The organism is Campylobacter sp. BCW_4338 (genome assembly GCF_001763255.1).
GTDB lineage: Bacteria > Campylobacterota > Campylobacteria > Campylobacterales > Campylobacteraceae > Campylobacter_D > Campylobacter_D jejuni.
Genome location: NZ_MJYJ01000041.1, coordinates 15,270 through 27,917, shown reverse-complemented (window position 1 = coordinate 27,917; position 12,648 = coordinate 15,270). Strand labels below are relative to the sequence as shown.

The following is a 12,648-nucleotide window of genomic DNA, read 5'->3' as shown; positions in this document are numbered from 1 at the left end:
AAATTATGGAAAATCAAAAAAATGAATTTGATGATATTATTTTAGAAAAAAGTAATAAAAGTGAAAAAGTAAAAAAAATTCTTTTACGAGTTATTGCTTTAGTTATTTTGTTTTTAGCTATCATGATAGTTATGAAGCTTATTAATGGTAGTGGTGATGAAAATACGCAAAATCAAAGTGTATTGCCAAGTGAACCTATAGCAACTCAAGACAATAACAATGATACTTCTTTTGAAAGTATGCCAATTACAGATAATACTTCAGCAGAAGATCAATTTGAGGCATTAAGAAAACAATTTCAAGATGAACAAAATACAACTCAAAATACAACAACCTCTAGTTCAAATAACAATGATACTACAAATTTTGCTATGCCTGATCAAGAAGTTCCAGCAGAACCAATAGCAACTACTTCAGCAAATACCACTCCACAAGCAAGTGCTCCCAAACAAGAAGTAAAACAAACTGCAAAACCTAAGGAAGAAGCAAAACAAACAGCTGTAAAAAAAGAAAAAGAAAGCACAAAACAAACCCCTAAAAAAGAACAAAATGCAAATGATTTATTTAAAAATGTTGATGCTAAACCTGTGCATCCAAGTGGTTTAGCATCGGGTATTTATGTGCAAATTTTCTCAGTAAGTAATTTGGATCAAAAATCAAAAGAACTTGCTTCTGTAAAACAGAAAGGTTATGATTATAAACTTTATAAAACTACAGTTGGAGGTAAAGAAATTACCAAGGTTTTAATAGGACCATTTGAAAAGGCAGATATTGCAGCAGAACTTGCTAAAATCCGCAAGGATATTGCAAAAGATGCTTTTTCTTTTACTTTAAAATGAAATTTTTAGCAGTTATAGGCGATCCTATTTCTCACTCTAAATCGCCTAGAATGCATAATAATGCTATTAAAGCCTTAGGGCTTGATAGCATTTATACACGCTATCATTTAAGAAATGCTAACTGTTTAAGAGAAGATTTTTTTAAATTAGGACTTAGTGGAGCTAATATTACTTTGCCTTTTAAGGAAAAAGCTTTAGATATTGCTGATGTGAAGGATGATTTTGCTAGAAATATTGGCTCTGCAAATACTTTATGCTTAAAAGAAGATAAAATTTACGCTTATAATACTGATGCTTTAGGTTTTTTAGAAGCTATTAAGGATTTTGATAATATAAAAAAAGCTTTGATTTTGGGTGCTGGAGGTACAGCTTTGGCGCTTGCTTATGCATTAAAACAAAAAGGCGTAGAAGTGTATATAGCTAATCGTAGTAAAGAAAGATTTAAAGATTTTTTAGCTTATCCAACTTATCTTTATAAAAACTTGCAAGATTTTGACTTTGATTTGGTTATAAATTCAACTTCTGCTGGATTAAAAGATGAAAATTTACCTTGTGATAGAGAGCTTTTAGATAGAATTTTACCTAAAGCTAAATTTGCTTTTGAGGTAATTTATGGCAGAGAAACACCTTTTTATAGATTGTGTAAAGAGTATCATTTAAAAATTAAAGATGGACTTGATATGCTTTTATGGCAAGGGGTTTTTGCTTTTGAGCTTTTTTTTGAAATACGAGATAAAAGAGAGATGATAAAAAATGCAATGCAACAGGCATTGATTTTAAAGTAGAATGATAGTTATTTTTTTGTATAAGAAAATCTTATTTTTTGTGTGAGAAAGTTTAATTTTCTCACAAGTTTTATCATTCAAATATTTCTACCCCATCTTGATTTTTACTTTGATTATTTTGATTTGTTGAAGATGGATTTGTAGGAATATTTTGTGTAGGCGTGTTTTCAATTGTATTATTTTGATTAAAATTTGTTTGAGGTAAGCTTTCTTCAAAGGTAGCATCGCCATCAAAACTATTAAAACCACTGTTTGTATTAGGTATAGTTTTGCCTATGTCTGTTGCTTTTGGTAGATTGTTATAAAGTGTATTTAATGTATTTTTATAAAAAGCTAAAAAACTTTTATCAATTTCAAAAGCAGGTTGCTCTAAACCTTTATTAAGTTGAGTTGGTACGGTGGAGATAGTAGTTTTAAACATATTAACCCCATCATCATTTTTAATAGGATAGTTAAGCGCAACTAAAGAATCTAGTTTAGTACTACTTGAAAGATTGGTTGAATTTTGTGGATTGTGTGCATCTATAAAATCTATTTTACCTTTAAAATTTATACCTAAATTGGATTTTACATAATCTCCACTCATAAAATTGCTTGTTTTTTGTGCATTTTTTTCTTCCGTATAAATACTGATTGAACTTTTAAGAGTGTAGTCTGGATTAGTAGTAACTATTTTATAGCCTTTTAGTTGAGCGATGGTTTTGATCTGCTCTTCTAAATTTCGTTTTAAAAGATCAATTTCTTTTTCTATGCGAATTTTAAGCACTGAATTTTCAAAATAATCAGAATAATTGTTATTTTGTTCTATATTAATAGGCTCAAGAGCAATGCTTACTCCAGAATCAATAGGTTCAACCTTTGTTGGAACTTGGGGTTTAAAATTTGGCATAGAAACATTGACAAAATTACTGCTTGTACCCCCACAAGCTGCTAAAATTAACATACTACTAGCAAGTAAAATATATTTTTTCATTTTTTACCTTTATTTAATGTGTTTGTGTTAATTATAGCAAGTTAAAGTTTTTTTGTTATATTTTTATAAAAGAAAATTAGGAAAGATATATGGAATTTTGGCAGCATATTTATTCAAATTTTAATGTTATAGCTTTTAGCATCTTTGGTTTAAAGGTGCATTGGTATGGCATTATGTATGTTATAGCTTTGCTTTTGGCTTTGCTTTTGGCTAAATTTTTTGTAAGAAAATTTCAACTAGACATTAATGAAAAACATTTGGATAGTTATTTTATATGGGTTGAAATAGGGGTTATTTTAGGTGCAAGGCTTGGATATATTTTGATTTATGATGCAAATACTATGTATTATATTACTCATCCTTGGCAAATTTTTAATCCTTATATTAATGGTGAATTTGTAGGTATTCGAGGTATGAGTTATCATGGAGCAATTATAGGATTTTTGATAGCTACTTTATTGTTTTGTAAAAAATATAAAACAAATCCTTGGATTTTTCTTGATTTGGTTGCTTTAAGTGTTCCATTGGCTTATGTTTTTGGTCGTATAGGAAATTTTTTAAATCAAGAGCTTTTTGGTCGCATTACAAATGTGCCTTGGGGAATTTATGTTGATGGAGTATTGCGCCATCCATCGCAACTTTATGAAGCATTTTTAGAAGGTATTGTTGTTTTTATTATAGTTTATTTAGCAAGATTTAAGCAAAGCTTTCAAGGGGAATTGATTCTTGTGTATGCTGGTGCTTATTCATTGGCAAGATTTATATGTGAATTTTATCGCGAGCCTGATTTTGGTATAGGTTTTGTTTTATGGGGTATGAGTATGGGACAAATTTTAAGTTTTATAATGTTTATAACAGCTTTGTTAGTTTATATTTGTATAAAGTTTAAAAAAGTAAATATTTAATCTATCTTAAAGACTTTTGTAATATAATGAAATGGATTTTTTTAATTTCTTTTTACAAAGGAGTAAAGATGCGTGAGCTTATCGAAGGTTATTTGGGTAAGAGCATTGAGGGCAAAAAAAGTAAAATGCCTGCGAAATTAGACTTTATCCAAAGTGCTTCAGGGCTTTTTTTAGGTCTTTTTATGTGGGTGCATATGCTTTTTGTTTCTACAATTTTAGTCAGTGAGGATTTTTTTAATTCTGTAGTGCATTTTTTAGAATTAAAATTTGTTTACGATAATCCTGTTATGAGTTATCTTACTTCATTTTTAGCCGCCTGTGTTTTAGTGGTTTTTTTCGTTCATGCTTTACTTGCAATGAGAAAATTTCCTATTAATTACCGTCAGTATCAAATACTAAGAACACACAGTAAAAAAATGAATCACAGCGATACTTCGTTATGGTGGGTTCAAGCTTTTACAGGTTTTATTATGTTTTTCTTAGGTTCTGCTCATCTTATTTTTATTGTAACCAATGCAGATAAAATCAGCGGCGATATGTCAGGAGATAGGGTTGTAAGTCATTTTATGTGGCTTTTTTATGCTGTTCTTTTAGTCTGTGTTGAACTTCATGGAAGTATAGGGCTTTATAGACTTTGTGTTAAATGGGGTTGGTTTGAAGGAAAAAATGTAAAAGAAAGTCGCAAAAAGCTTAAAACTGCTAAATGGATAATCAGTATTTTCTTCCTAGTTTTAGGTGTGTTAAGTCTTGCAGCATTTATAAAAATAGGTTATGAAAACTACCAAAATCAAACCCAAACTACTGCGATGATAAAAAACTACAATGGAGCAAATTATGAATATACAATATAGTGATGCTTTAGTAATAGGCGGAGGATTAGCAGGTCTTAGAGCGGCTATTGAAGTAGCAAAGAGTGGTCAAAGTGTAACACTTTTAAGTATTTGTCCAGTGAAGCGTTCTCACTCTGCAGCGGTGCAAGGAGGTATGCAGGCAAGTTTAGCAAATGGGGCAAAAGGTGAGGGTGATAATGAAGATCTTCACTTTGCAGATACAGTAAAAGGAAGTGATTGGGGCTGTGATCAAGAAGTAGCAAGAATGTTTGCTCAAACTGCGCCAAAAGCAGTGCGTGAGCTTGCGGCTTGGGGTGTGCCTTGGACTAGAGTTACTAAAGGTCCAAGAACTGTTGTAATCAATGCACAAAAAACTGTGATTGAAGAAAAAGAAGAAGCGCACGGGCTTATTAATGCTAGAGATTTTGGTGGAACTAAAAAATGGAGAACTTGCTATATCGCAGATGCAACAGGGCATTGTATGCTTTATGGTGTAGCAAATGAAGCCATTAAGCACCAAGTAAAGATCATCGATAGAATGGAAGCGGTAAGAATCATCCATGATGGTAAAAAATGCTTAGGTGTAATTGCTAGAGATTTAACTAATGGACAACTCATTGCTTATATTGCAAGAGGAACCATGATAGCAACAGGGGGCTATGGTAGAATTTATAAACAAACTACAAATGCGGTAATTTGCGAAGGAACGGGTGCAGCCATCGCTCTTGAAACAGGGCTTTGCAGACTTTCAAATATGGAAGCAGTGCAATTTCATCCAACTCCTATTGTGCCAAGCGGTATTTTGCTTACTGAGGGCTGTCGTGGTGATGGTGGAATTTTACGCGATGTGGATGGATATCGTTTTATGCCTGATTATGAACCAGAGAAAAAAGAACTTGCAAGCCGTGATGTGGTAAGTCGTAGAATGATGGAACATATTCGTAAAGGCAAAGGTGTAAAAAGCCCTTATGGGGATCATTTATGGCTTGATATTTCTATACTTGGAAGAGCTCATGTGGAAAAAAATCTCCGCGATGTACAAGATATTTGTAAAACTTTTAATGGTATTGATCCAGCAGATGAGGGTCCAAAAGGTTGGGCGCCAGTTCTTCCAATGCAGCATTATTCTATGGGTGGAATTAGAACTAAACCAACGGGTGAAAGTCAATGGTTAAACGGACTTTTTGCTTGTGGAGAAGCAGCTTGCTGGGATATGCACGGATTTAATCGTTTAGGTGGAAATTCATGTGCTGAAACTGTTGTAGCAGGTATGATAGTGGGAGATTATTTTGCAGATTATTGTAAAAATAATGGTGAAGTAATTGACACAAATGTAGTAAAAGACTTCTTAACTAAAGAGTATCAATATTTAAAATCTTTAGTAGATAAAGAAGGTAAACATAATGTTTTTGAAATCAAAAACAGAATGAAAGAAATCATGTGGGATAAGGTGGCCATCTTTAGAACAGGTGAAGGTTTGAAAGAAGCAGTAGATGAACTTGAAAAACTTTATAAAGATTCTCAAGACGTTAAAGTACATTGTAAAGAACTTGATTGTGCAAATCCAGAGCTTGAAGAAGCGTATAGAGTGCCAAGAATGTTAAAAATAGCACTTTGCGTAGCTTATGGAGCGCTTTTAAGAACAGAAAGTCGTGGGGCGCATTATAGGGAAGATTATCCAAAAAGAGATGATTTAAATTGGATGAAAAGAACCAATACTTTTTGGGTAGAAGGCGAAACCTTACCACGCATAGAATACGAAGAGCTTGATATTATGAAAATGGAAATTCCACCAGCATTTCGTGGATACGGTGCTAAAGGAAATATTATAGAAAATCCTTTAAGTGAAAAACGCCAAGCTGAAGTGGATGCTATCCGTGAAAAAATGGAAGCTGAAGGCAAAGGTCGTTATGAAATTCAAAACGCCTTAATGCCTTATGAATTGCAAGCTAAATATAAAGCACCAAACCAAAGAATAGGAGTTGATTATGAGTAGAAAATTGACAATAAAGGCATTTAAATACAATCCTTTAAGCAAAATTTCTAAACCACATTTTGTGACTTATGAGCTTGAAGAAACTCCTTTTATGACGGTTTTTGTATGTTTGACTTTGATTCGTGAAAAAATGGATGCGGATCTGAGTTTTGATTTTGTTTGTCGTGCAGGGATTTGCGGATCTTGTGCGATGATGATTAATGGAGTACCAAAACTTGCTTGTAAAACTTTGACTAAAGATTATCCTGATGGAGTGATAGAGCTTATGCCTATGCCTGCATTTAGACATATTAAAGATTTAAGTGTGAATACAGGCGAGTGGTTTGAAGATATGTGTAAGCGTGTTGAAAGCTGGGTGCATAATGAAAAAGAAACCGATATTTCTAAACTTGAAGAACGTATTGAGCCAGAGGTTGCGGATGAAACTTTTGAACTTGATCGTTGTATAGAGTGTGGAATTTGCGTAGCTTCTTGTGCAACTAAACTTATGCGTCCAAATTTCATAGCTGCTACAGGACTTTTAAGAACAGCTAGATATTTACAAGATCCGCACGATCATAGAACTATAGAAGATTTTTATGAATTAGTAGGCGATGATGATGGTGTTTTTGGTTGTATGTCATTGCTTGCTTGTGAAGATAATTGTCCTAAAGAATTACCTTTGCAAAGTAAAATCGCTTATATGAGAAGACAACTTGTTGCTCAAAGAAATAAATAAATCTTTCCTCTTTTTAAGGGGAAGATTATGAAAGAATTATTCCAAAAAATTTGGCAAAATGAACTCCAATTTTTAAATTTTGATGTTAAATTTCAAGATAAAAACAAACTTGATACGGCTGAGTGTGCGATTATTTTAAGTGTCAATAAAGACAATTATGAAAGATATTTTCTCTTAAAAGAATTTCAAGAGCTTTGTAAAAAAATTGATTTAAGAGTGGATATTTTTAGTATACAAAATGCTCAAATTTGTATTTTAAATCTTTTTAAATCAGGTTTTATTTCAAAGCAAGATTTGCTTAAGGCTCTAAAAATTTTAGAAAAAATTTCAAAAAATACCGAAATGCTTGATTTTATTTCACAAGAAAAAGTTCAAAGTATAGATCAAAAAGCTTTATTTCAAAATGATTTTAAAGAATTAAATACCATTAATTTAGAGCTTCAAAAGCTAAGTTTTGATGAAAATTTAAAATCAAGACTTCAAAAAACTTTGGAAAAATTTCAAAATTTAGAGTTTAATATAGCCATCACTGGCGTGATGAATGCAGGAAAATCAAGCCTTTTAAATGCTCTTTTAAAAAAAGATTTTTTAGGCGTTTCAAACATACCTGAAACAGCTAATTTAACAGTATTAAGTTATGGTAAGAGCGAAGAAGCAAAGATATATTTTTGGGATAAGAAAGAATGGCAAAATATACTTGAAAGTTCGCACTTTAATGCAGATTTAAAAGAATTTATTGACAAGCTGGATAAGAGTGTAAATATAGAGGATTTTATCAAAGTTAAACCTTTAATACAAAATATCGCACTTTGTGAGCTTAAAGATTTCAGTTCAGCTAAAAATAAAATTTCAGCTTTAATTAAAAAAATAGAAATTAAAAGTCATTTAGAATTTTTAAAAAATAATATTTCCATAGTTGATACTCCAGGACTTGATGATGTTGTAGTTCAAAGAGAAATTGTTACAAATGAGTATCTTAGAGAAAGTGATTTTTTAATTCATTTAATGAATGCTTCTCAAAGCTTGACTCAAAAAGATGCAGACTTTTTGGTGCATTGTCTTTTAAATTCAAGGCTGAGTAAGTTTTTAATTGTTTTAACTAAAGCGGATTTGTTAAGCAAAAAGGATTTAGAAGAAGTCATTGTTTATACCAAAGAAAGCTTAAAATCAAGACTTGTGGATTTAGATGAAAATTTGGTGGAAAAGATTGATTTTTTATGTGTGAGTGCTAAAATGGCAAGTGATTTTTATAAGGGTTTAGCGCCTAAGGAAAGTTTGCAAAAAAGTGGTATGCAAGAATTTGAAAACTATCTTTTTAACGAGCTTTATGCAGGAGAAAAAAGTAAGATTGCCTTAAGAGCTTACAAAAAAGAATTACATTTAGAGCTTAAAAATATTCTAAGCGAATATGAAATGCAAAATCATCTTATTAAGGAGAATAAACAAGGTGTAAGCGAAGAAAATCAAAAACTTTTACTTGAACTTCAAAAGCAAAATACCTTGTTAAAAGAAGCACAAGATGAAATTTCAAATTCCATTGCAAAACTTAAAAATATAGATAGTGGCATAGATAATCTTGTTTTACTTTTGGCTAAAAAATTAAAAGAACGCTTGATAGATGAGTTTAAATATTTGAAAAATAATGCACAAAAGCTTAATCTTTCTCGTATTTTAAATATAGTTGATATTACTACAAAAGATGGAATTAATGATATTTTAAGAGAAATTAAATTTGAAAATATTAAAAAAATCGAGGAGCTTAAAACAAATTTATCTTTAAAATATGATTTTTTAAAATATGATTTTGACAATGGTTTTGAAGGTTTTAAAGATGGAATTTCAAAAAATATAGATAGTATTTTTCAAAGCGAAAAATTTGCACTTTTAAGATTGAAAATTGAAAAATTAAGCAATCTAAAATCAGATTTATACGAGCTTGAAACGAATTTAGATACGGTTATTTTTGATACTTTTAAAGAATTTAAAATGAGCGAAATTTTAAATTCTTTAAATATCAATGGAGCATTTTTTGAGTTTTTAAATGATAAATTAAAACATTATGAAAAAAATCAAAAATCAAAATTAGAAAGTCTTGAAAAAGTTTTACAGAGTCTGAAAAATCAAGATATTAATATTTTAAATTCTTTTGAAGAAAATTTAGAAAAAATTGAAAAATTAAAACAACTTGAAATGGGGCTTTTAAATGCAGATTAGTCTTTTAAACGATTTTATAAAAGCCTATGAAAATACTTATAGTGTGAGTTTTGATGATAGTTTTAAAGGTCGTATTCAAGAGCTTTGTAAGGAACTTAATGAGCCTTTTATGCACGCAAGTTATGCTTTAGAAAATGAATTGAAAGAGCTTGTGTTTTCTTTAGATAAGAATGTTAATATTGCTATTATAGGACAGTTTTCAAGTGGTAAATCAAGTTTGCTAAATTTGATTTTAGGGCGTGATTGTTTGCCTACGGGTGTTGTTCCTGTTACTTTTAAACCTACTTTTTTACGCTATGCAAAAGAATATTTTTTAAGAGTAGAATTTGAAGATGGAAGTGATATTATCACAAATATAGAAAAATTAGCCTTTTATACGGATCAAAGAAATGAAGTAAAACAAGCAAAAAGTTTGCATATTTTTGCACCCATTCCTTTACTTGAAAAAATCACTCTTGTAGATACTCCAGGTTTAAATGCAAATGAAAATGATACTTTAACAACTCTTGATGAGCTTAAAAATATTCATGGGGCGATTTGGTTAAGTTTGATTGATAATGCAGGTAAAAAAAGTGAAGAAGATGCCATAAAAGCAAATTTAGAACTTTTAGGGGAAAATAGCATTTGTGTATTAAATCAAAAAGATAAATTAAATACAGAAGAGCTAGATAATGTTTTAAATTATGCAAAAAGTGTATTTTTAAAATATTTTGATAAGCTTATTGCCATTTCTTGTAAAGAAGCTAAAGATGGGCAAAGCTATGAAAAATCTAATTTTCAATCTTTGCTTGATTTTTTAACTCAGCTAGATACAACAGCTTTAAAAGAAAAATTTGTTAAAAGAAAAATTTTAAATTTATGCGAAATTTTAGAAGATGAAAACCAACTTTTTGTAGGTATTTTTGATCGTTTATTAAATCAATTTCAAAGTTATGAAAAGCATTTACTTTTAGCGTATGAAAATTTTTTAAAAGAGATTGAAATTTTAAACCATCAGATTTTAGAACAGCTTAAAAGCATTAGCGAAAGAATTTCTAGTGAAATTTTTGCAAGTGTTAAGGAAAAAGATGCTTATTTTTACAAAGAAAGCAAAGGATTTTTAAAGAAAGATTTATACACAAGATATGATTATAAAGCGCCTTATATTTCAAGTGACGATGCTTTTTTGGCAATGTTTTATAATTGTGATGTGATGAGTAAAGAGTTTAAAAAAATCAAAAATGAACTTTATAAATCTTTTGAAGAAATCAAGATGAAATTAAAAGACTTTGTAAACATACTTGAGAGAGAAATTTTGCTTTTTAAAGCAGAATTTTCAAACATACAAAAAGATCACATTTTCCAAAGTGATAAAAATTTTAGTGAATTAAGAGCTTTTTGCAATGCAAGTGATGAGTACTTTTTGAAAGATTTTAAAGAGCTTTTATTTAGAAGTATTTTAGAGCTTGATTTATTTTTTGAAAAATTAAATCTTAAGGCTTTTGCAAATTATGAAAATGCTACGAAACTAAGCCTTGCATTTTTTAGTCGTAAAATCAATGAAAGTCGTGTTCTTTATGAGCTTGATAGTTCTGAATTCGTACTTTTTTATCCTAAAAAAAGCGAAATTTATGAAAGAGTTTTAAATGAATTAAATGTTTATGAGTTTGAAACTTTGCTTATTAATAAGCCTATTTTGACAAAAATTGCAAAAAATTTTTTAGAACAAAGTCAAAATTTAATCCAAGAAAAAAATAAATTTTTAGATCTTAAAAAAGCAGAACTTCAAAAAAGAAGAGCACAGATTTTAAATGTTAGAGAAAGTATAAAGGAAGATTAATGAGAATATTTTTAACTTTATTTTTATTTTTTAATTCATTATTTGCATTAAGTGAACTAGAAGAGGGTTTAAAACTTTACGAGGCAAATAAATTTGATAAAGCTTATGAAATTTTTAAAAGTCTTTGTGAAAAAGATATTTCTAAAGCTTGTTTTTCTTTAGCTTTTATGCATGAAAGTGCTAGGGGTGTGAGTAAGGATTTAAATCAAGCTTATAAATTTTATGATAAAGCTTGTAAATTGGGTTTAGCAAATGCGTGTTCTAATATGGCTTTGCTTTTGCAAAATCAAGGTTATAAAAATGAAGCTCTTTTGGCTTTTAATAAAGCTTGCACTTTAGGAGAATCGTTAAGTTGTAATAATATAGCTTTATTTTATGAAAAAGAAAAAGATGGACAAATGGCCTCAAGTTTTTATAAAAGATCTTGTGACTTAAAAAATGCAAGAGCTTGTTATCAGTTAGGATCTTTATATGATAAAGGAGAACTTGTTAAAGCAAGTGTAAAATCTGCTCTTGCTTTTTATTCTAAATCTTGCACTTTAGGTTTTGGTGAGGCTTGTTATTTGCTAGGACGCTATAATCAACTAGAAAAACAAGATCTAACAAAGGCAAAAAGATATTTTGGAATGGCTTGCGATCAAAAACATCAAGAAGCTTGCGCAGCTTATAAAGAACTTAATTCTAAAGATATAGAGCTTTATTAAAAGTTCTATTTTCATTACTTTCAAAGATATACTTAAATAAAATTAAGAATAACACAAAATTTATCGCTTTTTAAAGTTAAATTTATATTAATAGGACTAATATAGTCTTGTTTAAATTATTATCAAGGAGAAGTAATGCAAGACAATATTATTGATCGCAGAAGCTTTTTTAAACTAGGGCTTCTAGGTGGTTCTGTAGTAGCAGCTAGCACTATAGGTGGCGGTGCTGTTTTAAAGGCAGCAGAACTTACGCATTCGCATCAAGCTTCACAAGGGAAATCAAATAAAGTTAGAGGTAGAATGTTTTTTCAAACTCAAACTGAATTTGATACCTTAAGTGCAGCCTGTGAAAGAATTTATCCTAAAGATGAGCAAGGAGAAGGAGCTATAGGTTTAGGCGTGCCTTATTTTATCGATAATCAGCTAGCTAGTGCTTATGGTTATAATGATAGAGAATATATGCAAGGGCCTTTCATGGAGGGTAAAGCTGAACAAGGCTATCAAACTCCTATGCAACGCAAAGATATTTTTTTAGAAGGCGTGCATGCTCTTGAAGAAAATGCTCAAAAGCGTTATAAAAAATCTTTTTCTTTGCTTAAAGGTGGAGATCAGGATAAAATTTTAAGCGATTTTGAAAAAGGAAAAATTCAAACTACAGGTTTTAAATCTTCTTATTTTTTCACACTTTTAAGAGATATGACAGTAGCTGGAGTTTTAGCTGATCCAATTTATGGCGGAAATGATAATAAAAATGGTTGGAGAATGATGCAATATCCAGGCGCACAAATGAGCTATGTGGATAAAATTGCAAGTGATGAATTTTTTAACATTGAACCTATGGGTTTAGCAGATATGGAGAGTTAAA

General features: G+C 30.2%; 11 protein-coding genes. 10 read left to right on the top strand and 1 reads right to left on the bottom strand.

Annotation, left to right across the window (positions count from 1 at the left end; genetic code table 11):
• Positions 1 to 5 precede the first annotated feature (5 nt).
• Together AJN69_RS04080 and AJN69_RS04075 are read left to right on the top strand one after the other, a co-directional pair.
• Positions 6 to 839 carry an SPOR domain-containing protein gene (locus tag AJN69_RS04080; RefSeq protein WP_053872461.1) on the top strand — a complete coding sequence of 278 codons (834 nt, stop codon included), beginning with the start codon at positions 6 to 8 and terminating at the stop codon, positions 837 to 839.
• Positions 836 to 1,624 carry a shikimate dehydrogenase gene (locus AJN69_RS04075; protein ID WP_002861156.1) on the top strand — a complete coding sequence of 263 codons (789 nt, stop codon included), beginning with the start codon at positions 836 to 838 and terminating at the stop codon, positions 1,622 to 1,624. Before AJN69_RS04080 ends, AJN69_RS04075 begins: the two co-directional genes overlap by 4 nt.
• 73 nt (positions 1,625 to 1,697) lie before the next feature.
• Here the strand turns inward: AJN69_RS04075 and AJN69_RS04070 are convergent, their stop codons facing one another.
• Complete coding sequence (locus AJN69_RS04070; protein ID WP_070287885.1) at positions 1,698 to 2,597, bottom strand: membrane lipoprotein lipid attachment site-containing protein; 900 nt, start codon at positions 2,595 to 2,597, stop codon at positions 1,698 to 1,700.
• An 89-nt stretch (positions 2,598 to 2,686) separates the two neighbouring features.
• Here AJN69_RS04070 and lgt point away from each other — a divergent pair, with 89 nt between their 5' ends.
• The 8 genes from lgt to AJN69_RS04030 all read left to right on the top strand — a co-directional run bounded on the left by lgt (position 2,687) and on the right by AJN69_RS04030 (position 12,647).
• On the top strand, positions 2,687 to 3,502 hold the full coding sequence (lgt, locus tag AJN69_RS04065; RefSeq protein ID WP_002854600.1) for a prolipoprotein diacylglyceryl transferase: 816 nt from the start codon (positions 2,687 to 2,689) through the stop codon (positions 3,500 to 3,502).
• Positions 3,503 to 3,570: 68 nt separating this feature from the next.
• A complete protein-coding gene (locus tag AJN69_RS04060) occupies positions 3,571 to 4,353 on the top strand; it encodes a fumarate reductase cytochrome b subunit (RefSeq protein ID WP_002854660.1) in 783 nt (260 codons plus the stop codon).
• Positions 4,337 to 6,328, top strand: a complete 1,992-nt coding sequence (locus tag AJN69_RS04055) for a fumarate reductase flavoprotein subunit (protein ID WP_002854193.1) — start codon at positions 4,337 to 4,339, stop codon at positions 6,326 to 6,328. The genes AJN69_RS04060 and AJN69_RS04055 overlap by 17 nt, the downstream gene beginning before the upstream one ends.
• Positions 6,321 to 7,046, top strand: a complete 726-nt coding sequence (locus tag AJN69_RS04050; protein ID WP_002938180.1) for a fumarate reductase iron-sulfur subunit — start codon at positions 6,321 to 6,323, stop codon at positions 7,044 to 7,046. Before AJN69_RS04055 ends, AJN69_RS04050 begins: the two co-directional genes overlap by 8 nt.
• A gap of 27 nt (positions 7,047 to 7,073) precedes the next feature.
• The gene (locus AJN69_RS04045; protein WP_070283018.1) at positions 7,074 to 9,260 is read left to right on the top strand and encodes a dynamin family protein; all 2,187 of its coding nucleotides are present in this window, start codon (positions 7,074 to 7,076) and stop codon (positions 9,258 to 9,260) included.
• A complete protein-coding gene (locus AJN69_RS04040; protein WP_070287884.1) occupies positions 9,250 to 11,079 on the top strand; it encodes a dynamin family protein in 1,830 nt (609 codons plus the stop codon). Before AJN69_RS04045 ends, AJN69_RS04040 begins: the two co-directional genes overlap by 11 nt.
• Complete coding sequence (locus AJN69_RS04035; RefSeq protein ID WP_044778528.1) at positions 11,079 to 11,783, top strand: tetratricopeptide repeat protein; 705 nt, start codon at positions 11,079 to 11,081, stop codon at positions 11,781 to 11,783. The genes AJN69_RS04040 and AJN69_RS04035 overlap by 1 nt, the downstream gene beginning before the upstream one ends.
• Before the next feature lie 135 nt (positions 11,784 to 11,918).
• A complete protein-coding gene (locus AJN69_RS04030; RefSeq protein ID WP_002870810.1) occupies positions 11,919 to 12,647 on the top strand; it encodes a gluconate 2-dehydrogenase subunit 3 family protein in 729 nt (242 codons plus the stop codon).
• Position 12,648 lies beyond the last annotated feature (1 nt).